General features: G+C 39.9%; 19 protein-coding genes. 11 read left to right on the top strand and 8 right to left on the bottom strand.

From position 1 onward, the window contains the following. Positions 1-25 precede the first annotated feature (25 nt). The gene (locus ADHAQ_RS27965) at positions 26-481 is read right to left on the bottom strand and encodes a hypothetical protein (protein WP_071781089.1); all 456 of its coding nucleotides are present in this window, start codon (positions 479-481) and stop codon (positions 26-28) included. 346 nt (positions 482-827) lie between these two features. Here ADHAQ_RS27965 and ADHAQ_RS0104085 point away from each other — a divergent pair, with 346 nt between their 5' ends. The 7 genes from ADHAQ_RS0104085 to ADHAQ_RS0104055 all read left to right on the top strand — a co-directional run bounded on the left by ADHAQ_RS0104085 (position 828) and on the right by ADHAQ_RS0104055 (position 9,764). Continuing rightward, the gene (locus tag ADHAQ_RS0104085) at positions 828-1,229 is read left to right on the top strand and encodes a thiol-disulfide oxidoreductase DCC family protein (RefSeq protein WP_026461853.1); all 402 of its coding nucleotides are present in this window, start codon (positions 828-830) and stop codon (positions 1,227-1,229) included. Positions 1,230-1,485: 256 nt separating this feature from the next. Then, on the top strand, positions 1,486-4,299 hold the full coding sequence (carB, locus tag ADHAQ_RS0104080; protein WP_026461852.1) for a carbamoyl-phosphate synthase large subunit: 2,814 nt from the start codon (positions 1,486-1,488) through the stop codon (positions 4,297-4,299). Between the two features lie 213 nt (positions 4,300-4,512). Then, entirely contained in the window at positions 4,513-5,181 is a 669-nt protein-coding gene (locus ADHAQ_RS0104075) for an FkbM family methyltransferase (protein ID WP_026461851.1), read from the top strand. Then, positions 5,178-5,432 (top strand): hypothetical protein, encoded by a 255-nt coding sequence (locus ADHAQ_RS0104070; protein ID WP_026461850.1) that lies wholly within the window; start codon positions 5,178-5,180, stop codon positions 5,430-5,432. The genes ADHAQ_RS0104075 and ADHAQ_RS0104070 overlap by 4 nt, the downstream gene beginning before the upstream one ends. An 80-nt stretch (positions 5,433-5,512) precedes the next feature. After that, positions 5,513-7,942, top strand: a complete 2,430-nt coding sequence (locus ADHAQ_RS0104065) for a YfhO family protein (protein WP_026461849.1) — start codon at positions 5,513-5,515, stop codon at positions 7,940-7,942. 30 nt (positions 7,943-7,972) lie between these two features. After that, a complete protein-coding gene (locus tag ADHAQ_RS24450) occupies positions 7,973-8,926 on the top strand; it encodes a 1-aminocyclopropane-1-carboxylate deaminase/D-cysteine desulfhydrase (RefSeq protein ID WP_084523727.1) in 954 nt (317 codons plus the stop codon). A 208-nt stretch (positions 8,927-9,134) separates the two neighbouring features. After that, a complete protein-coding gene (locus ADHAQ_RS0104055) occupies positions 9,135-9,764 on the top strand; it encodes a DUF4230 domain-containing protein (RefSeq protein WP_026461848.1) in 630 nt (209 codons plus the stop codon). A gap of 15 nt (positions 9,765-9,779) precedes the next feature. On the opposite strand, the gene ADHAQ_RS0104050 is transcribed toward ADHAQ_RS0104055, so the two are convergent. Continuing rightward, entirely contained in the window at positions 9,780-10,262 is a 483-nt protein-coding gene (locus ADHAQ_RS0104050; RefSeq protein WP_026461847.1) for a regulatory protein RecX, read from the bottom strand. 354 nt (positions 10,263-10,616) lie between these two features. On the opposite strand from ADHAQ_RS0104050, the gene ADHAQ_RS0104045 reads away from it, so the two are divergent. Next, entirely contained in the window at positions 10,617-13,208 is a 2,592-nt protein-coding gene (locus ADHAQ_RS0104045) for a DUF5686 and carboxypeptidase regulatory-like domain-containing protein (RefSeq protein WP_034256563.1), read from the top strand. A gap of 331 nt (positions 13,209-13,539) precedes the next feature. Here the strand turns inward: ADHAQ_RS0104045 and ADHAQ_RS27960 are convergent, their stop codons facing one another. From ADHAQ_RS27960 to ADHAQ_RS0104025, 4 genes are all read right to left on the bottom strand, one after another. Beyond that, positions 13,540-13,698, bottom strand: coding sequence for a hypothetical protein (locus ADHAQ_RS27960; RefSeq protein ID WP_157433337.1), 159 nt, complete (start codon positions 13,696-13,698; stop codon positions 13,540-13,542). Further along, positions 13,695-14,018 carry a hypothetical protein gene (locus tag ADHAQ_RS0104035; RefSeq protein WP_026461845.1) on the bottom strand — a complete coding sequence of 108 codons (324 nt, stop codon included), beginning with the start codon at positions 14,016-14,018 and terminating at the stop codon, positions 13,695-13,697. Before ADHAQ_RS0104035 ends, ADHAQ_RS27960 begins: the two co-directional genes overlap by 4 nt. Positions 14,019-14,079: 61 nt before the next feature. After that, positions 14,080-15,111 carry an EamA family transporter gene (locus ADHAQ_RS0104030; protein WP_084523726.1) on the bottom strand — a complete coding sequence of 344 codons (1,032 nt, stop codon included), beginning with the start codon at positions 15,109-15,111 and terminating at the stop codon, positions 14,080-14,082. A 45-nt stretch (positions 15,112-15,156) separates the two neighbouring features. Further along, complete coding sequence (locus ADHAQ_RS0104025) at positions 15,157-15,981, bottom strand: ion transporter (RefSeq protein WP_026461843.1); 825 nt, start codon at positions 15,979-15,981, stop codon at positions 15,157-15,159. 137 nt (positions 15,982-16,118) lie between these two features. Here ADHAQ_RS0104025 and ADHAQ_RS0104020 point away from each other — a divergent pair, with 137 nt between their 5' ends. Then, the gene (locus ADHAQ_RS0104020; protein WP_026461842.1) at positions 16,119-18,599 is read left to right on the top strand and encodes a bifunctional UDP-N-acetylmuramoyl-tripeptide:D-alanyl-D-alanine ligase/alanine racemase; all 2,481 of its coding nucleotides are present in this window, start codon (positions 16,119-16,121) and stop codon (positions 18,597-18,599) included. Positions 18,600-18,639: 40 nt separating this feature from the next. On the opposite strand, the gene ADHAQ_RS0104015 is transcribed toward ADHAQ_RS0104020, so the two are convergent. Further along, positions 18,640-19,053, bottom strand: a complete 414-nt coding sequence (locus ADHAQ_RS0104015; RefSeq protein ID WP_026461841.1) for an STAS/SEC14 domain-containing protein — start codon at positions 19,051-19,053, stop codon at positions 18,640-18,642. A gap of 326 nt (positions 19,054-19,379) precedes the next feature. Here ADHAQ_RS0104015 and ADHAQ_RS0104010 point away from each other — a divergent pair, with 326 nt between their 5' ends. Together ADHAQ_RS0104010 and feoB are read left to right on the top strand one after the other, a co-directional pair. Then, positions 19,380-19,610: a FeoA family protein gene (locus ADHAQ_RS0104010; RefSeq protein ID WP_026461840.1), complete on the top strand. Its 231-nt coding sequence runs from the start codon at positions 19,380-19,382 to the stop codon at positions 19,608-19,610. 6 nt (positions 19,611-19,616) lie between these two features. Then, the gene (gene feoB, locus ADHAQ_RS0104005; protein ID WP_026461839.1) at positions 19,617-21,770 is read left to right on the top strand and encodes a ferrous iron transport protein B; all 2,154 of its coding nucleotides are present in this window, start codon (positions 19,617-19,619) and stop codon (positions 21,768-21,770) included. 47 nt (positions 21,771-21,817) lie between these two features. Here the strand turns inward: feoB and ADHAQ_RS0104000 are convergent, their stop codons facing one another. Next, complete coding sequence (locus ADHAQ_RS0104000; RefSeq protein WP_026461838.1) at positions 21,818-22,534, bottom strand: SAM-dependent methyltransferase; 717 nt, start codon at positions 22,532-22,534, stop codon at positions 21,818-21,820. Positions 22,535-22,538 lie beyond the last annotated feature (4 nt).

The following is a 22,538-nucleotide window of genomic DNA, read 5'->3' as shown; positions in this document are numbered from 1 at the left end:
AACAATCTATTAGTTCACTTCTTTTTTATCTGGTGCCGGATGTTGTTCCGCTAGTTGACCCACTTGTAGTTCCTGAAGTTGTTCCTGAACCGCTAGTAGTTCCGCCACTTGTTGTTCCGGAAGTAGATCCGCTGGTAGTGCCGGAAGTAGAACCAGAGGTAGATCCACTTGTAGTTCCTGAACCGCTGGTAGTGCCACCACTACCCGTTGTGCTTCCGCCAGAGGCACCAGAAGTTGTACCGTATGCTCCTGTTCCGCTGGTAGAGCCACCAGCAGTTGTTCTCCCAACTTCTCTTCCTCCTTCATTAATGGAGCCAGAGGTTGAGCTGCCTCCAATTACTCCGGTACCGGAAGTAGAGCCAGTACTCATGTCAGAGCCTGTAGTGCCATCCGTTGTACCCATAGTATTAGAAGAAGAGCAAGAAAATAATACTGATCCCAACATGGAAGCAGCAATTACGGTTAAATAGGTCTTTTTCATAGCTTTATTAATAACTTTTTATTTAAATTTTAATTAGTTCCTATAATACGGTGTTTAATTTGCTAAAGGTTATAATAATTCTAAGAAGTTAATTGGAGTTGATTATATATTTATTGAGTTTGTATACTTTGTATCTATTGGTATTTAATTAGTTATGAATAGAAAGATTTGGTAATGGGTTGTATTAAATATAAATATATTAATTTAAGGATATTTAATTATGTATAAAGTTTAAGTATAGTTGTTGTTATGATAAGCGTTTATCGGGTTATAAAAGGCAGCAAAATCAATAACAGAGTGGCCGGGTAAGCGTATCTTGGAACAAATTAGTGTTAATAATTACCTTATGAAGGAGGATGAGTCCATAATATTATTTGATGGCGTTTGTAACTTATGTAATGGGTTTGTGCAGTTTGTTATTGAGCGCGATGCTGCTAATCGTTTTAAATTTGCATCGTTGCAGTCAGATGTTGCACAAAGTTATTTAATGCAGTTGCCTCCGGCAGTTCGTTCTATTGAATCTATTGTGCTTATCCAAAACGGACGGTACTATCAACAGTCTGCGGCGGCTCTGCGCATATTGCGGGGGTTGACGGGCGGATGGCCTTTGCTTTACGCATTTATGATACTGCCGGCATTTTTAAGAGATGGCGTCTATCGTTTGGTTGCTAAAAATCGGTACCGGTGGTTTGGCCAACAGGCAAGCTGTATGTTGCCTACCCCCGAACTAAAAGCCCGCTTTCTTTAAAAGTAGCTACCTTAAGATAGCTACACTTAAAATCTTGCCAGAAAAAAAAATCAAATCTGGTTATTTATCTTTTAGGTACTAATTGGTTTGGTAGTAAAAGGTAACTTATTAATTATAAATAGTTTATTTGTTTTGAATTTAATGTAGAGGACAGGGTGATTTTAAGGTTAATCAAGTTTTTTCAGCCTTTTACCAAAAAGTTTTATATAAAATTTAACTTTCTTGCCTACCTTTGCGCAATTTACACATACAGCACATGCCTCGCGATCTAAGTATTAAGTCAGTTTTAATTATTGGTAGTGGCCCCATTATTATTGGTCAAGCCGCTGAATTCGATTACTCCGGAACTCAGGCTTCCCGCTCCTTAAGGGAAGAAGGTATTGAGGTAACTCTCATTAACTCCAATCCGGCAACTATCATGACCGATAGTGTAACGGCAGATAATGTTTATCTAAAGCCTCTGGAAAAAAAATACATTATTGAAATTCTGGAGAAGCATAAAATTGATGCCGTATTGCCTACCATGGGTGGTCAGACAGCATTGAACTTAGCTATTGACTGCGATAAAGCCGGTATCTGGAAAAAATACGGTGTAAAAATTATTGGCGTTGATATTAAGGCCATTGAAACCACGGAAGACCGGGAAAAATTCCGGTTGAAGATGCTGGAATTAGGCGTTAATGTTTGTAAAGGCGCTACCGCTACTTCCTTCTTAGAAGGAAAAGAAATCGCCCAGGAAATCGGCTTCCCGCTAGTTATTCGTCCTTCCTTTACCTTAGGTGGTACAGGTGGTGGTTTCGTGAACGATGCCTCTGAATTTGATAAAGCCCTAACCCGTGGGCTTCACGCTTCTCCAACGCACGAAGTTTTGGTAGAGCAAAGCATCCTGGGGTGGAAAGAATTTGAGTTAGAGTTGCTACGTGATAATAACCAAAATATTATCATTATCTGTTCTATCGAGAACTTCGATCCAATGGGTATTCATACCGGCGACTCGATTACGGTAGCTCCTGCCATGACCCTGCCAGATACCGTTTACCAGAGAATGCGTGATCTGGCCATTAAAATGATGAACGGTATTGGTCAGTTTGCCGGCGGATGTAACGTGCAGTTCTCAGTTAATCCGGAGACCGACGATATTATTGCTATTGAAATCAACCCTCGGGTAAGCCGTTCTTCGGCCTTAGCTTCTAAAGCTACTGGTTACCCAATTGCCAAAATTGCTGCTAAACTAGCTATTGGTTATAATTTAGATGAGCTGAAAAATGCCATCACCAAAACTACGTCGGCTTTCTTTGAGCCAGCCTTAGACTACGTAATTGTTAAAATTCCTCGCTGGAACTTCGATAAATTTAAAGGAGCTAACAAACAGTTAGGCCTGCAAATGAAATCGGTAGGTGAGGTAATGGGTATTGGTCGTACTTTCCAGGAAGCATTACAAAAAGCTTGTCAGAGTTTAGAGATCAAGCGGAACGGTATCGGTGCCGATGGTAAAGAAATGACTAATTACGATCAACTGATCGAAAGCATGACGTATGCAAGCTGGAACCGCGTATTCAGTGTGAAAGATGCCATGCGTTTTGGTATCCCAACTTCTACTATCCAGAAAATTACCAAAATAGATCCTTGGTTCCTGCACCAGATAGAAGAACTGGATGCTACCGAAAAGAAAATAAAACAGTATACGCTGGATACAATTCCAACTGAATTGCTGCGGGAGGCTAAAGTACAAGGTTATGCTGACCGACAAATTGCTTACCTGTTGAATTGCAAGGAAAGCGAAGTACATACAAAACGTATAAGTCTAGGCATCAATCGGGTATTTAAAGTGGTTGATACCTGTGCAGCTGAGTTTGAAGCTAAAACACCTTACTATTATTCTACTTTTGAAGGCGAAAACGAGTCTGTTGTTTCAGATAAGAAAAAAGTAGTGGTATTGGGTTCTGGTCCGAACCGGATTGGCCAGGGTATAGAGTTCGACTACTCTTGCGTACACGGCGTATTAGCCGCCCGCGAGTGTGGTTACGAAACCATCATGATTAACTGTAACCCGGAAACAGTTTCTACCGACTTTGATATCTCCGATAAACTTTATTTTGAGCCGGTATTCTGGGAGCATATTTATGATATTATTCTGCATGAGAAACCAGTAGGGGTTATTGTGCAGTTAGGTGGCCAGACGGCGCTTAAATTAGCGGAGAAGTTAGAACGTTACGGTATCAAAATTTTAGGTACCAGCTTCGAAGCTTTGGATTTAGCTGAAGACCGTGGAGCTTTCTCCAGCTTATTACGTGATAACAATATTCCGTATCCGCCATTTGCTTCTGTAACCAGTGCCGAAGAAGCTTTAGAAAAAGTAAAAGATTTAAAGTTTCCGCTGTTAGTACGCCCTAGTTACGTATTAGGTGGCCAGAGTATGAAAATCGTAATCAACGAGCAAGAACTGGAAGCGCAGGTTGTTGACATTATCAAAGATAACCCGGGTAATAAAGTATTGCTCGACCACTTCCTGGATCATGCCATTGAAGCGGAAGCGGATGCCATTTGCGATGGGGAAGATGTGTACATTATTGGAATTATGGAACATATTGAGCCGGCTGGTATCCACTCCGGTGACTCGTATGCCGTACTACCTCCGTTCGACTTAAGTGAAAACGTTATTCGCCAGATTGAAGAACATACTAAAACCATTGCAGTTGCCTTAAAAACTGTAGGTTTGATAAATATTCAGTTCGCGATTAAAAATGAGGTGGTGTACATCATTGAAGCGAATCCTCGTGCCAGCCGTACGGTACCGTTTATTGCCAAGGCTTACCAGGAACCTTATGTAAATTATGCTACCAAGGTAATGTTAGGGGAGAAAAAGGTAAAAGACTTTGATTTCAAACCATTTAAAAAAGGTTATGCAATCAAAGTACCGGTATTCTCGCACAGCAAGTTCCCGGAAGTAAATAAGGAGCTAGGTCCTGAAATGAAATCTACGGGCGAGGCCATCTATTTTATTGATGACCTGGAAGATGAATACTTTACAAAAGTTTACTCAGAACGGAATTTGTATCTGAGTAAATAAATAACATAAATTTTAAAAAGCGGCGCCCTTAAAGGTGCCGCTTTTTGTTTTATACAAACTTGTAGAAAAGTCTTCTTATCAGCTTCTGTAAATTCTTCTTACTTTTGCGCATAAATTTGTTTCTCAGGTAATCTATTGAAAGCACTACGTAAATTATTAATTAATTCGCTCGGTTTTAAGCGTTATATCCGGTTTGTAAGCAGAGTTTATATTATGCTGGTAAAGGCGGGATTAATGCAAAAAAAGTACCCCGAGTTGTTTTTCCTGAAGAAAATAATTCAACCAGGTTTTACCTGTATCGATATAGGGGCCAATCTGGGTTACTATTCTACTTTTTTATCGCGTTTGGTAGGGCCCAAAGGAAAAGTGCTGGCGGTGGAGCCGATCAATGCTTTCCGGAAAATCTGGAAAAAGAATGTGAAGCTGAGCGGCATTGCTAACTTATCTATGTGGCCGTATGCTTTGGGTGGTGAAAATACTTGGGTAGAAATGGGAACGCCGGAGCGTGATGGTCTTTTGCATCATGGCATGACCAAAATCATGAGTTCGGCTAAAGATAATTATGCCCGTAAATACAAAGTAGAAATGAAAATTCCGGATGAGTTGTTTATCAACTTAAACCGGTTAGATTTTGTTAAGTGTGATGTGGAAGGGTATGAGTTTGAAGTATTCCGGAACATGCAGGAAACCCTGCGTAAGTTTAAGCCCCTTATACAAACGGAACTAAACGGAAAAGAAAACCGGGAACAGGTTTGTCAACTTTTAACGGGTTTGGGCTACGAAATATATATTTTAGGGCAGAATCAAACGTTAATACCTGGAGACGAAGAGTCGTTAAGTACCCATCAGGGTGATTTTTATTTTAAGTTTGCAGCAGCATGAAGTTTTTCATAATTCTAACTATTTTATTCTTTTTATTCCGGCTTATTATGCCGCACGTAATGCGGTGGGCACTAAAAGCCTTTGTAAAGAAAACAATTAACAACGGTACTTTTACCAATGCCGCCGGACCATTTACGCAAAACAGGCCCCCACAGCCAGAAGGAGAGATCAAAGTAGAGTATATTCCGAAGGATCCTAAACCAAAAGACTTTCGGGGCGGCGAGTACGTGGATTATGAAGAAGTAAAATAATTGCCTAACTTCCGCAATCCTTTTGCTATCATTTAAGAATTTATTGATAGCTCCTAATTCTAATAATTATTAACCAACACATGCGTCCTTTTGATTTTAAACGCCAGGTATTACCGCATTTACTGGCTGTTACTTTTTTCCTGGTTTTAATGGCCACTTATGTCTCGCCTATTTTATTTGAGAATAAGCAACTAGTACAAAATGATATTTTACAATCCAAAGGAGGCTCCAAGGAAATAATAGATTATCGGGAAAGAACTGGTAAAGAAGCACTCTGGACAAATGCTATGTTCAGTGGTATGCCAGCGTATCTTATCAATACCAATTTCCCGGGCGATTTATCAAAATATGTACACGTGGCCATGACGCTGAATTTGCCAGCCGTAGCCGCTAATATTTTCCTGACCTTAGTTTGTGCCTATGTTCTGTTTGTGGTAATGGGTATGAGTACCTGGCTTTCTATAGTAGGGGCCATTGCGTTTACGTTTACCTCCTATAATTTTGTAATTCTGGAAGCTGGGCACAATACAAAATCGTTAGCTATTGCCTACATCCCATTGGCATTGGCAGGCTTACTTTATGCCTTCCGAAAAGGTACGCGTCAGCTAATAATAGGCACTGCCCTGTTTACATTTGGCTTTACCATGCACGTTCGGGCCAATCACCCCCAAATCACTTATTATTTAATGTTGCTGATCCTGGTGTTTGGTATTGTACAACTTGTTTATGCCGTTCGGGAAAAATGGGTGGGAGATTATTCCAAACGAGTTATATTACTTGGTTTTGGATTATTAATAGCCGTAGGTGTAAGCTTTGGCCGGTTATATACAGCCTGGGAATACGGTAAATATTCCATCCGGGGTAAATCTGAATTAAAACCTATAGAAAATAATGGAAATACTTCTTCTGGTCTTGATCGGGATTATGCTTTCCAGTGGAGTTATGGGGTAAGTGAAACCATGACCTTGCTTATTCCCAATTTTAGAGGAGGGGCTAGTCAGGGAGCTCTGGATGCTGATTCGGAAACTGCTACTGCTTTTGCCCGTTTAGGAATGCCTGCCGACCAAATGCAGCAAATGCTGAATGCTTTGCCGCTTTATTGGGGCGATCAGCCTAGTACCAGCGGCCCGGTTTATGTAGGTGCCATTATCTGTTTCTTATTTGTGTTAGGCTTACTGGTAGTAGAAAGCCGTTTGCGCATCTGGTTATTGGCAGCCACTATTTTCTCTATTCTACTGTCTTGGGGTAAAAACTTTGAGGCTTTCAACTACTTCATGTTTGATTACTTCCCGGCTTATAATAAATTCCGGGCAGTATCTATGGCACTGGTTATTGCCCAGGTTGCTATGCCTCTCTTAGGTATTTTTGCCTTATCCAGCTTATTAAAAACTAGTATTGATAAAAAAGTAGCCCAGAAAAAAATATTATTAGCGGCCGGTATCACAGGAGGGCTTTGTGTGTTGGTATTCTTATTCGCAGGTATGGCCGATTATGTAGGGGCTGTCGATGAGCAATTGACTCAAATGCAATGGCCGGTGGATGCGTTGCGAGCTGACCGGGAAAGCATGATGCGCAGTGATGCCTTTCGCTCCTTAGTATTTATCTTGCTAGCCGCTGGAGTATTATATTTTTATTTAAAAAACAAACTTACTCCTGCCACCACAACACTTGTTATTGGGCTTTTAATTCTGATTGATCTTTGGTCGGTGGATAAGCGTTACTTGAGTAAGGAAGATTTTCAACCTAGACTTCTGGAAACCCATTTCGAACCATCGCCGGCTGATCAGGCCATATTACAAGACAAAGATTTAAGCTATCGGGTAATTAATATGGCTAACCCATTTAATGATGCCCGTACTTCTTACTTCCATAAATCTATTGGTGGTTATCATGGTGCAAAGCTTCGCCGTTATCAGGATGTAATCGATCAACATATTTCCCAGAACAATGTAGAAGTTTTAAACATGCTGAATACCCGGTATATAATAACTGGAAATCCGCAGCAACCGGTACAACGTAATCCGCAGGCTTTAGGTAATGCCTGGTTTGTTAAAGAATTGATTCCGGTTAATTCACCAGATGAAGAGTTAGCTGGTATTAAAGGTTTATATCCGGCCAACGAAGCGGTGGTAGATGTTTCTAAGTTTCCGGTTAAAGAAAAACAGTTTAACCAGGCCGGTTCTATGATCAGACTGACAGAATATGAACCTAATTATTTAAAATATGTAGCAACGGCCGTTCAGGATGGTTTTGTTGTTTTCTCAGAGATTTACTACAAAGATGGTTGGCAAGCTTATTTAGACGGCACTCCAGTAGATCATATTCGGGTGAATTATATATTACGGGGTATGCCAGTGCCCGCTGGAAACCATACTATCGAATTTAAATTTGCGCCAAAGGAATATGACCTGGGTAACACTGTTTCTTTAATATCATCTGTGCTGATGCTATTGGTGGTAGTAGGAGGTGTATATTATGCCTTCAAGGGAACACCAGGTAAAGAAAGGTAATTTGGTAAATTATAATTAAATAAAATAGCGATGGGGGTTCCTATCGCTATTTTTTTGAGCAGGTATTTTAAGTCATTGGCAGCATCAGTTTCATTACAATTAATTCAGAATTCGCTGTTTTCAGAAAAGCAGGTGCAGGTGTACCTCAAGCGGGAAGACCTGATCCATCCCACTATTTCGGGAAATAAATGGCGAAAGCTAAAGTATAATTTATATGCTGCCCGGGAACAGCAAAAAACCACGCTATTAACCTTTGGAGGTGCCTATTCTAATCACATTGCAGCGGTTGCAGCTGCGGGTCAGGAGTTTGGGTTTGAAACTATTGGTTATATCCGGGGCGAGGAACATTTTCCTTTAAATCCAACTTTAGCTTTAGCTAAAGCCTCCGGAATGCAACTGGAGTACCTGGATCGGGAAACTTACCGGGAGAAAAGCCATCCGGATTTTCTCCGGCAAATAGAAAAACTACATCCCACGGCTTATATCATACCGGAAGGAGGAACTAATATGCTGGCGGTAAAAGGGTGTACTGAAATTGTACAGGACATTCCTGTTGATTTTGATTATATCTGTTGTGCCGCTGGTACCGGCGGAACTTTGGCCGGAATAATAACCGGATTAGCGGGAGAAAAAACAATTATTGGTTTTCCGGCTTTAAAAGGTGGTGAATTCTTAAAAGAAGATATCCGGAACCTGATTCGGAATTATACGAAGTATGACCTGCAAAATTGGGTACTGGAAACAAACTACCATTTTGGGGGTTATGCCAAAATAAAACCAGAGCTGGTGAGTTTTATTCAACATTTTAAACAAGAGCATCACATTCAATTGGATCCAATTTACACGGGTAAAATGATGTTTGGGGTATATGATTTAATCCAACAGGATTACTTTAATAAAGGAAGTGTTATTATAGCTGTACATACAGGTGGTTTACAAGGAATCAAGGGTTTAGAAGAGCGGCTGGGAATAATTCTTGGTTAACTATGGGCGGGTAATTTTCAAGGAAAGGGTTAGGTAGTACTATTGGGCTAAATAATTTACCTTACAACCTGAAACCAATTAAATAATAAACATCAATAAATAAGCGTAATTACTTGGAATAGCTTTTGCTTTCTTATTTTCACTGCCTGATATCATCAAGCTAATAGCTTTTCAGATTTAAACCCGTTGATAAACAAATAAAACTTACATGACCTTCTTTTTTTATCTGATTCGGAAATTCCTTCCTGTAATTCTTGTGCTGTTGTTGGGGATATTTGTTTGGAAGCGCTGTAAAGATACTCTTTTAGGAAAGCCCGATGAAAAAGTGCAGGTTACGCATAATACCATACTAACTAAAATTGAGGATCTGGGAAAGATGGAACTGGTACGGTATAATTTTAAGGATGTGGTTGAATACAAAAAAGAAATATCGAGGTGGTTACCCGACTCTAAAACAGTTTTAATTGTAGCAGGCGAAGCAGTTGGTTGTATTGATATGAAAAAGGTAAACCGTCAGGATATAACATTTCCCAATGACTCTACCATTATTATTAAATTACCAGATCCCGAGATTTGTTATTTTAAAATAGACCACGATAGATCAAAAGTGTACGATATTCAAAACACTTATTTCCGGGATGCAGAGTTGGTAGACGATAGCTATAAATTTGCGGAAAAAAATGTGCGGGCGGCGGCTTTGAATTCCGGCATTCTGGAGCAAACAGCAGATAATGCGAATAAAATATTACGGCCCATGTTAGAAGCAATGACCGGGAAACAGGTAATTCTTATAAGAAAACAAACCACGGCCGCACCAGTTTTACCCCGAAGAGATTAAGGTGTGGAACTGGTACTACTGCTCCATGCTTTTCAGGGCATCTTGCACCAGGTCATTTTCATAGCCTTTACTCATTAAGTAATAAGTAAGCTTTTGTTTACGCAGGTGCGGGTTCTTTTCTTTTTCGGTAGTATTTTTCTTTTCCAGTAAATAAAGTAAGTTTTCTTCGTAACGCTCCGGGTCAACCTCTTTCATGCCTTGTTTTATACAATAATCAGAAATTTGGTGAGCTTTTAGCCCTTGCAGTATTTTTCGCCGTCCCCAGCGCTTAAGGCCATACTTCCCCCGAACGTACGACTTTGCAAACCGCTCTTCATCTATTAGTTTTTCAGCAGATAGTTGAATAATAAGCTCATCCACTTCATCGGGATCTAAACCATAACTAAACAGCTTAGTGCGTACTTCTTGTTGGGTCCGTTCCTGGTAAGCACAATAAGCCGCCGCTTTTAAAAGCGCTTCCTTTTTTGTATAATTTTTCTTCTTTTTAGGTTCGTACATAAGCGCGATAGGGCGTTGTTGCAACCAAAATGGTATAGGTACGCCTCAAAATTTCTTTATAGAATAACCAAAATTACGTGAAAACAGTTTGATTTATGCTTTGGTGATTGTAACTAAAACTATTATTACGAAAAGCATTAATTTTTTAATTTTTGTAATAATGGATATCTAGTAACTGTTATAAACGTGCCTGAAATATGTTTATACGGTTTTGTAAGAATATGCAACGAACCTTTAGTTTAAATTAGATGATTGGTGTTAATTGGAGGTTAGCCAGAAAATGTATGAATGCTGTCTTCGTTGTAAAAACGAGGAGTGGTATTATGACCTTTTTAACTCCTAATACCTTTGTTTATGCTTAAATACTTCCTCCTGATTTTGTGTGTAGCAGTAGCACTGGGTGCACATGCGGCAGTAGTAAAAGGTCGGGTGCTGGACGAAAAAGGAGAACCGTTGCCTTTTGCCACTTTATATGTGCGGAATACTACCACCGGAACGGCTTCTAACGAGCAGGGGTATTATCAATTAACTTTAACACCTGGTACCTACCAATTGGTATTCCAATATGTAGGTTATAAAGCTAAAATAGAAGAGATAGAGATTGGTATTGCTGATGTAGTACGGGATGTGACACTGCAGTTAGATGTATACAACCTGAATGCAATTGAAATAAATGCTAATGATAAAGATCCGGCTTATGCCATTGTAAAGGCCGCTATAGGACGCCGAAAGTACCACTTGCAGGAAGCCCTGGCATATACCTGCCGCGTTTATACGAAAGGTTTGGGGCGCTTAACAGAGGTGCCAAACCGGGTTATGGGTATAAAGGTAAATGATTTAAAAACAGGTATTGTTTATTTATCGGAAACGGTAAGCGAAATAAGCTTTCGGCAACCCAACCGCATCCACGAACGCATGGTATCTTCAAAAGTAAGCGGCGATCAAAGAGGGTTTAGTTTTAATCGTGCATCCAGGGTAAATCTTAATTTTTATGAAAATTTATTACGGGCGCAAGGGTTAAGTGAGCGGGCTTTTGTATCGCCGCTGGCCGGAAATGCCATGCTGTATTACCGGTACAAATTAATTGGAGCAACCCAGGAGCATGGCAAGTTTATTAATAAAATTAAAGTAACGCCTATTCGCCGGAATGACCCGGCTTTTGAGGGATATATTTATATTGTAGAAGATGAGTGGCGCCTGCATAGCCTGGACCTTAAACTAACTAAAGCCCACCAGATAGAATACGTAGATACGGTACGCGTACAGCAAACATTTGGAGAAATGCCGGAAGGCATCTGGATGTTACTAAACCAAAAAATTACCCTTCAGTTTGATTCGTTTGGGTTTAAAGGAAACGGGTATTTTACTACGGTATATTCTAATTATAAGGTACAGCCAACCTACCCGAAGAATACTACCCCAACGCCTGCTGTTGTTATTCCCACTACACCAGGGCTTATAGACGAAGCTGCGGATACCAGGATAGCTGCCCAAAAAAAGATTTTTAAGCGCCAGCAAAAAGCAAAAGCCGATGCCTTATATAATAAGCAAAAGCTGAAGAACGAAGTAATGGCAGTAGAGAAGGATGCTAATAAACATGACTCTGCTTATTGGGCTGAAATCAGGCCAGTGCCGCTCACGCTGGAAGAGCAAAAAGATTATGTTGTAAAAGATAGCATTCAGGTAATACAGGAATCTAAAGCTTACAAAGACTCAGTAGATAAAAAGGCTAACAAATTTGAGGTAGGAAGTCTGTTTTTAGGCGGATACCGCTACCGTAATTCTTATCAGAATTATTACGTTACGTTAAATCCATTAGTAGCCATACCGCAGGGTGCTTCTATTTTACAATATAATACGGTAGAAGGCCCTGTCATAAATCTTGGGGTGCGGTATCACAAAATAAAGTATGCAGAATCGGAGCAGGGATTCGAAATTGCGCCTACCATTCGTTATGGATTTGCTAATGAAAAGTTACAGGCAAAAGTGGGTGGCCGTTACCGATACAATCCGCATAAGTTTGGCGATATCTCCGCAGAGGGAGGTCGGTTTGTTAGCCAGTTTAATCCCACAGATCCTATTTCTTCTACCTGGAACTCGCTGTATACCTTGTTAGGGGAGCAAAACTACATGAAGCTTTACCAACGAAATTTTGCGTCGGTTACGAATAGAATAGAAGTAGTGAATGGCTTTTTTCTGAGCACTGGCCTGGAATATGCCGATCGACTTCCCTTAGAGAATGCACATGATTATAAATTCAAGGATTTTGAGAACCGGCAGTTTACTAGTAATTTCCCTGTAAATGCAGAATTAAATAAAACTTTTTTCCCGAGGCACCAAGCTTTAATAGGTACTGTAACGCTGCAATACAGACCCGGGCAAAAATATATTATGCGGCCAGAGGAAAAATGGCGGTTAGAATCAAAATCTCCTACGTTCCGGTTAAATTATACAAAAGGCTTTTCTGCTATTTTTGGCAGCGATGTAAATTACGATCAGTTAGCTTTTAACATAAGTGACCGGTTAGATTTTAAATTATTAGGGCGAAGTAATTATAGTGTGCAGGTAGGTGCTTTTTTGAATAAAAAGCAATTGCACTTCATGGATTATAAACATTTTTCTGGTAACCGAACCGTTTATGCCGGGAATTTTGGTGGGTTTCAGCTGCTGAATTATTACCTCTACAGTACTACAAACCGGTATTTAGAAGCCCACTTTAGCCATGAGTTTAATGGCTTTATAATTAATAAAATACCTTTACTGCGGAAGTTAAAGTGGCAGGAAGTGGCAACCGTTAATTATTTAAATACACGACATTCCAATCATTATCTGGAAATTGGCTTTGGAATAGAGCACATCTTTAAAATTTTTAGGGTTGATTTTATTTCTAGTTTCCAGTCAAAAGAAAAAATAGGGTCTGGCTTTAGAATTGGCTTTGGTTTTTAAGCATCTTCAAGCAAACTGAATAGGAATATATTTAATTTTTAGTATCAAAATTGATATAAGAGAGGTGGTCCAGTATCGGAGGAGACGTGGATAGGTTGCGGGCAGCTATCTTGAATTCTGTTTCTGAATATAAGACGGAGGCAAATAAATGTAAACCTTCTAACAAATCCCTCGTTTAACTGGAGTGCGTAGTCAGAATTAAACTATGAAAAAGAATTGCGGTTAATAAATAAAGTAATTTTACTTTAAATATTAACCGCTTCTAACAGAAATGGCATTTACTCTTTCTGTACTAATATCAAATAGAGGCCTGCTATTAATGCAGGCCTTTTTATTGGTTATTTATGACCAGTGTAGCTTTAGGAATGCTGTTGGAGGTCCCGGGGTAAGGAGTCACATCTTTCAAAATAAGCTGATAAGTCTGATTATTCCAGTTTAAGGCTACGGTATCAGCTGTTAAATTTCGTTTATTGCGTGGATCATTATTCATAAAGTCACCAATAAATAACGGACTGTTTTAGCATCAGTTGCCTTTGTAGAAATAATCTTTAAATGTGTAACGGCTGACCCTTGCCGGATGCACATAGCGTTAGCCGGACACTGGGATTCCTCTAACTGAACAAATTGAATCCTGCCTATTTCTTCCTGCTGATTATTAGATCTAATAACAAAGGTTTGGTTTAAGGCTATTTTAAATTCCTGAGGTAATATAATGGTTTCACTGCTTTTTTCAGATAAAGGAATCTCCTCTTTCTGGCATTGGGTAAACAAGGTGATAATACCCAGCATAAGTATCAGATTTTTCTTCATAATATGTTTTTAAATCTATACTTATAAGAGCCAATACCCGGAGCTAACGTTGCATGATTATTTATTCAGCCGGAAGTATTTTTCGTTTCTTTTTAAATTTAAGGTTATAGATAACCACCGATAAAAAGATTAAGCTGTATGCAATAGCCTTGGATGAAGAGGAAACTTCGTTAAAGTAAAAGAATGCCAACAGGAAGTTAATAATGGGGTTTATATACATCAAAATTCCCATGGTGCCTGATTTCAGATCCTTCAGAGCATACATACTTAAAAAAAGCGGTATCACCGTAAAGGCAAGGCTGAGAATGGAGATAACCCCAAAGAAATACATGTCTGCTCCTAATGGATGTTCAGCATTAAAATAATTGTGAAAGGGTATTAAGAATAAAGCCGATACTGATAATTGCAGCATCATCATTGTAATCTTGTCGTAATTCCGCAATACCCGTTGAGTAATTAAAAATAAGGCATAACTGGTCGCAATTAATAAACTAAAGAGCAGGTGCATCAAAGAACCGGTACCTACTAAACAGCAGCTCAGGAAACTGATGAAGATAGCTATCCACTGATTAGATTTTAATTTTTCCTTCAAAAGTAAAAAACCTAATAAGGCCGTTAAAATAGGGCAAATCAGGTAAGAAAAGGAGCCCGTTTGTACATTTATATGGTTGACCACATAAATAAAAACAAACCAGTTAACCAGCAAGAGCATGCCACTGGCAATGGTTAGGATAATAAAAGTTCGTTTTTCTTTGGTTGCGCCAGCTTTGTAATGGTCAAATAAAGCCATTACACTGTCGCGCCTAAAAATAAGGTTTAGTGCAATTAAGATCATGACCGAAAATAATATCCGGTAATATAAAATCTGGCTACTAGGATAATCGGTAAGGGCTTTTAAGGGCAGCGGAATAAATCCCCAAATCACATAGGCCCCAATGGCCGCCCCGTAAAATTTATTTAGTTTCAAAATATTCTGATTAAAAGAAAGCAAAGGTACGAGAAAGCAATTAAATAGAATAGGGTTAGGGTTTATTTCAGACTTGGCTGAACCGCCCACTACACATAAGTAGTTCTGGGAAGTTTTGGTAAACATAAAGCTCAACAAAAATAAAAGGTTGTTTATGAGTAAGTTGTAATATTACGGATTAAGCCGATGGCCACATTGGTTACAAAAGTTAGCTTTTTCCTCATGCCCTTCCTTATAGCAGTTGGGGCAAACCTGAGTTGTGGTTTTAGGATGAGAAGCGTTAGCCATTTCTACCGTAACAATACCCGTTGGAATGGCAATGATTCCGTAACCTAAAAGCATAACCACACTGGCCAAAAACTGGCCCAGGGTGGTTTGGGGAGCAATATCGCCATAGCCAACTGTAGTTAAGGTAACAATAGCCCAATAAATGCTTTTAGGAATACTGGTAAAGCCATGTTCGGTACCCTCTATTACATACATCAGGGCCCCTATAATAACTACCAGCATCATTACGGTAGCAATAAAAACAATTATTTTAGTAGCACTTGCTTTTAAGGCATTAGATAATATCTGGCCTTCATGGAGGTAATGGGACAATTTAAAAATGCGGGCAATACGCAATAAACGTAACACCCGGATTATCATGAAATAGTGTGAACCCGGTACTAATAAACTTATGTAGGTGGGCAGAATAGAAAGTAAGTCTACTACACCAAAAAAAGAGGTAAGGTACTTTTTGGGTTTAGGAGAAGAATATATTCGTAGAATAAACTCAATGGTAAATAAAATGGTAAATGTCCATTCAGCCAGAACAAACGTTTGCTGAAAATCTTGCCGCAGCTTGGCTACGCTTTCCAGCAGAACAGTTAGAATGCTGAGCAGGATAACTATAATCAGCATCACATCGAAAAGTTTTCCGGCGCGCGTCTCGGCTTCAAAAATTATAGTATAAAGTTTTTCTTTTAAAGATGTTTGGGAGCGGTTGTTGACCATACTAAATCCGGCTAATTGCTGTTACTACAGAAACTTTTACGGAGTAGTTACAAGGAGGATAGGTAATATATAATTGGATTGATGCAGCAATGCAGTAATGCCGGGGTTTTGTACCTTTGCAGGATTAATGTTTTAGTATGCTTTCTTTAGAAGAGATTACCAAAGTTACAGCCGGGACTATTTTACAATTCAGCCAAAACTATTCTGTGCAATATTTGCTGACAGATAGCCGTAAAATCTTGCATCCGGCGGGCTCTTTATTTTTTGCTATTAAAGGAAGCTTTAACGATGGTCATGATTACCTGGAAACCTTGTATGCAAAAGGTGTAAGGCAGTTTGTGGTAGAGTATATTCCGGATATTCTAAAAAAAGACGACCAAACTGGGTTGGTGGTGGCTTTGCCGGAAGCTAATATTATTCAGGTAAAAAGTAGTTTAAAAGCTTTACAACAGCTGGCGGCTTTTCATCGAAGTTTATTTCAGATTCCGGTTTTTGGCATAACCGGCAGTAACGGTAAAACTATTGTGAAAGAATGGCTTTCGCAATTATTAAATCCAGACGAAATGGTGGTAAAAAGCCCCCGGAGTTACAATTCACAGATTGGGGTACCATTATCAGTTTGGCAACTTAACGATAATCATACAATAGGCCTTTTTGAGGCAGGTATTTCGCAACCTGACGAAATGGAAAATCTGCGCCAGGTAATTAAACCTACCTTCGGAATATTTACCAATATTGGACCTGCCCACGACCAAGGTTTTATCAGCCGGAAAGAAAAGGTAAATGAAAAATTAAAGCTCTTTCAGGAGGTAGAATTACTGTTTTATTGCCTGGATCAGAAGGAAGTTCAGGAAGCGGTAGCTGCCCAACAAATACCAGCCTTTACCTGGTCTAGGCATTTGCCGGCTGACCTGCAAATTTTGTCTAGTACACCTATTGGTAATGAGACTACTATTTTATTTAAGTATAAAGGAGTAGAACAAGGGCTGCATGTACCTTTTGCCGATGAGGCTTCTCTTGAAAATGTATTGCATTGTGTGGCTGTTTTGTTGTGGCGGCAACTACCTATTGAAGAAATTCAGCAACGGGTATATAAACTAACACCAGTTGCCATGCGACTGGAAATGAAAGAAGCCATTAACGGGTGTTACCTGATTGATGATACTTACAACAATGATTTAAGTGGCCTGGCCATTGCGTTAGATTTTTTACAGCATCAACCTCGGCAGGGGAAAAAGGTCTTAATTTTATCGGATTTACTCGAGTCTGGGCTTGGGGATGAAGTTCTGTATAGCCAGGTAGCCGAAATAGTTAAGGCAAAGCAGTTAGATAAACTTATTGCAATAGGAGAAAAGATAAGCCAGTACCAGTCTGAGTTTGATTTAGATAGCCAATTTTATTCTTCTACAACTGCTTTTTTAAATGCTTTTACTCCGGACAGTTTCCGCAACGAAACCATCCTCATAAAAGGAGCCCGTAAGTTCGAATTTGAAAAGATTGTAGCTGCTTTCCAGCGTAAAGTTCATGGCACTGTGCTGGAAGTTAATATGGATGCGCTGGTGCATAATCTAAATTTTTACCGGGCAAAACTTAAACCGGAAACTAAAATTATGGTTATGGTAAAAGCTTTTGCCTATGGAAGCGGCTCTTATGAAATAGCTAATTTGCTTCAGTTTCATAGAGCTGATTATTTAGCAGTTGCTTATACCGATGAGGGGGTGCAATTGCGGGAAAATGGCATTACGCTGCCTATTATGGTAATGAATCCGTCGCCTGATAGTTTTACTAAGATCCAACAATTCCACCTGGAACCGGAGATTTATTCTTTTGAAATTCTGGAAGCTTGTTTGGCAGCGCTGCCAGATCAGAATGCTACTCTAAATATTCATATAAAGCTGGATACGGGTATGCATCGGCTGGGCTTTACGGAAGCTGAGATTCCTGAAATTGCAAAAATCATTAAAGCAAATCCAAAAATTCATATAGCGAGTGCCTTTAGCCATTTAGCCGGGGCGGATGAAGCTTTTCATAACGATTACTCCAAACTACAGATAAGTAAGTTCAGGAAAATGGCGGCCGGGCTGGAAGAGCAGTTAGGTTATTCTGTTATTAAGCATACGTTAAACTCCGCCGGTATTGTTCGGTTCCCGGAAGACCAACTGGATATGGTACGCCTGGGTATAGGCTTATACGGAGTGGAGGCTACCAATACAGAGCAGAAAAGTTTACGCACCGTGGGTACTCTTAAAACTACAGTATCTCAGGTAAAACAAATACGGGCCGGGGAGACAGTAGGCTACAGCCGGCGCGGTATTGCCACTGAAGACAAAGAAATAGCTACTATTGCTATAGGTTATGCCGATGGGTACGACCGTAGGTTTGGCAATGGCGTAGGAAAAGTTTTAATAAACGGCCACCTGGCACCTGTTTTTGGTAATGTATGTATGGATATGTGTATGGTAGATGTTACCGGTCTCGGAGTGAAAGCCGGTGACCCAGTTGTTATTTTTGGAGAGGAGGTAAGCATCACCAAACTCGCTAAAAGTATTGGCACCATTCCCTACGAATTACTCACCAATGTTAGCGCCCGGGTAAAACGCGTATTTTATTCGGAATAACTAAAGTCCTTAATAGGCGACTGGAATATAAAAGAAGCGATTAAGTGGTTAATAACCATTCTTTTGCATCAGTTGGTGTTTTAAAGTGGCGGTGGATGCAAATACCCAGATCATTTGAAATGTTTTCTACTGTTTCTACGGCCAGTCTGGTAAAAATATTCTCATTAACTACTACAGCAATATGTAAGAACTTGCTGGAAGCGTACTGTGCTAGTTGCGGAATAATGGTAGTAGCCAACCATTTCTGATCATCAGGAGCAGCGATCTCCATTTTACGAATATCTACATATAGCCGGTTTAAGGCACTAATCTGAAATGCTTTCAATAACTCCAGGTGTAAAGCCCTGAATTCTTGAGATGTAGTTTTCCGTTTATAAACAACAGCTACCGAATTTATTTCTTTATCGGTAAAAATAACCACAGAATCGGTTTCGAAGTGGATATTTGGTTTCATGGTAGTAAATTAGGAGCTTAAAATCGTTCAAATATAGGTATTAATTTGTTGAAATACTTGTTTAGAAGGAGCAGGTATATCGGGAATAAATAAATATTAGACCTCTTGGAGAGGCTTACCTGACTACTTGTTTTAAAATTTAGTTAAAGACCTTGAGAAACAGAAGCATTAGGATATTAAAATTTTTATGGAATGTAACATATAGTATGAGCAGGTTGAAGAGGCAGGACTTGGTACAGCTGGTTTATAAATTAAAAACTATTTTGGAATAAAACGGAACACCTGTTAACTTGCATTTGTTTATAAAAAGTCTAAATAAGAATAAGGTGAAAAAAGGCCAGCGCAGTGTACGGGATCTTAAAATTGGTGAAAAAGGTACCATTTGCTGCCTTACTGATCCGGAAATGTCGCTTAAGTTATTAGAAATGGGTTGTATACCTGGTACAGAGGTAAAGCTGAACAGCAAAGCTCCGCTAGGTTGCCCGGTTACAATAATAGTAAACGATTATACCCTTTCTTTACGTTTAGACGAAGCAGCAACAATTGTGCTCAAATAAGGGTTTATGGCAGGAGTGATTGATACGGCAGAGGCGGCGGAAGTAAAGAAAGTAGTTGATAATTCTATTTCCAAGATAGCACTTATTGGTAATCCCAATTGCGGTAAGTCATCTTTGTTTAATCAACTTACTGGTTTAAACCAAAAAGTTGGTAATTTCCCCGGCGTTACCGTTGACAAAAAAACTGGTATTAGCCAGCTTACTCCCCAACACAAAGCTCAGGTTATAGATTTACCCGGAACCTACAGCCTTTATCCTAAATCTCTCGATGAGAAAGTAATCATAGATCTGCTTTACAACAAAAAGTCTGACCTGTACCCGGATGTTCTTATAATAACGGTAGATGCTTCTAACCTCAAGCGGAATCTTTTACTTTTTACGCAATTAGCAGATTTAGAAATTCCGGCAGTTTTAGGCCTGAATATGATGGATGTGGCCGAAACCCACGGCGTAAAAATCAACCTGAAGCAATTGCAGGAAGATTTAGGGGTGCCGGTTATTCCGTTAAATGCCCGGAATGGAATAGGCGTTGCGGCATTAAAAATTGTGACCTCGCAACCCCTGGATAAGCCTGAAAGAAAGTTCTTTCAGATACCAGAAGAGTTAATGGTTCTGGTTCGGCAAATCCGGTATTACTTTGAATTAAAAAATGATTACCTCGCGCTGCAATATGCGCATCAGTATAAAAAACTTTCTTTCTTAAGTGAAGCTGACAAAGATTATATAGCGGATTTACTTCAGAAGTATCAATTCAAATCTAATGCCTTACAGGCTTCCGAAACCATTGAGCGCTATACTGTAATAAATGAATTGCTCCTGGATTCTGTACAGGTTACCCGCGCAGAGTCAAATGAGAAGTTCAGTAATAAACTAGATCAGGTTTTAACGCATAAAGTTTGGGGCTACCTGATTTTCTTTACGGTATTGTTTATGTTGTTTCAGGCAATTTTTGCCTGGGCGCAATACCCCATGGACTTAATTGATCAGGGCATAGCCAACTTAAATAGTTGGATTCAGGGTCGATTTGATGGGCCTTTAGTGAATTTGCTAACCGAAGGTGTATTAGCCGGATTAGGTGGGGTATTCATGTTTATTCCTCAGATTGCCATTTTGTTTGCTTTTATTGCAATTCTGGAAGAAACCGGCTACATGGCGCGGGTTACTTTCATGATGGATAAAATTATGCGCAAGTTTGGCCTGAACGGTAAAAGTATTGTGCCTCTGATTTCGGGTGTAGCCTGTGCCGTGCCCGCCGTTATGGCGGCGCGTAATATTGATAACTGGAAAGACCGGATGATAACCATATTTGTTACGCCACTTATGAGTTGTTCTGCCCGGATTCCGGTATATACCGTACTTATTGCCCTGGTAGTGCCCGAAAAATATTACTTTGGTTTTCTTAACCTGCAGGGGATAATACTTATGGGATTATACCTGTTTGGCTTTATAGCAGCAGTCGGATCGGCCTGGGCCATGAAAAAAATCCTGAAAGCCCGTGAACGCAGTTACTTCATCATGGAATTTCCGGTTTACAAAATGCCTCGCTGGAAAAACGTGGGCATCACCATTGTGGAGAAAGTAAAGGCTTTTGTTTTTGAAGCGGGAAAGGTAATCATAGCCATTTCGGTTATCTTGTGGGTGCTAGCTTCTTATGGCCCTGGCAATAACTTAGAAAGGGTGGAACAAAAGGTACGTCAGGAAGCAGTTATTAAAAATCTAAGCGAAGCGGAAACTAATAATCTGGTTGCTTCTCAAAAGTTAGAGGCCTCTTATGCTGGTATATTTGGCCGCGCCATTGAGCCCGCTATTCGTCCGCTGGGCTTCGACTGGAAAATTGGAATAGCCTTACTTACGTCCTTTGCTGCCCGGGAAGTTTTTGTAGGTACGATCTCTACCATTTACAGTGTAGGAGAAGAAGAAAATATTGGTACCATCAAAGAAAAACTAATGGCTGAGAAAGATGAATTCGGACAGCCTTTCTTTACTCCAGCCCGCGCTTTTTCTTTATTAATTTACTACGTGCTGGCCATGCAATGCATGAGTACATTGGCAGTAGTTTACCGGGAAACTCGTTCCTGGAAATGGCCGGTGATGCAGCTCTTTTACATGAGCGGCCTGGCTTACCTCTGTTCGTATATTGTCTTCCAGGTTTTTAAATAACCTAATCTAAGCACGGTAGTATATTCTTATCAAATACTAGTTTAACCCTATTTGTAAAGCAAAAAAACAGTCGGTTGTTTGTGTAAATCAGGTAAATTTCTCTTCCAGTTGGCAATAGTATCGGTACGGATGAGTTCGTTAGGGGCGGTGATATTGGCGGCAATGCACAAACGATAGGTACCGGTGAGGTATTGAGTTAAATCCTGCAAAAGCTGATTGTTGCGGTAGGGCGTTTCCATAAAAATTTGGGTTTGATCTTTCTGCAACATTTCTTTTTCCAAGTTGCGGATAGCGGCAATGCGGTCTTTCTTCTCGATGGGAATGTAGCCATGAAAAGCAAAGGATTGGCCGTTAAAACCCGAAGCCATTAAGGATAATAAAATAGCGGAAGGCCCAACTAAGGGTACCACTTTAATGTTTTGGCGGTGCGCAAATTTTGCTAATTCAGCTCCCGGGTCGGCCACGCCCGGGCAACCAGCTTCTGAAATAATACCGGCGCTTGTACCGGCTTTTAAAGGCTCCAGCGCCTTTTTTACTTCAGCTTCCGAAGAATCCTTATCGATAACTACAATCTTTAATTCTTCAATTACTTTTTCGGGTGCCACGGTTTTAATGTAGCGACGGGCTGTGCGGGCATTTTCTACAATAAAATAAGAAAGGCTGGCTACACAATCTCTGACCTGAAGCGGAATTACCTCTTTAGCTGTGTCTTCGGCTAAAACGGATGGGATAAGATAAAGTATGCCTTTTTTGGTTACGTCCATAGGT

This window comes from Adhaeribacter aquaticus DSM 16391 (assembly GCF_000473365.1).
Classification (GTDB): Bacteria; Bacteroidota; Bacteroidia; order Cytophagales; family Hymenobacteraceae; genus Adhaeribacter; species Adhaeribacter aquaticus.
The sequence above is the reverse complement of the archived record's forward strand: the minus strand, read 5'-3'. Positions and strand labels throughout refer to the sequence as shown.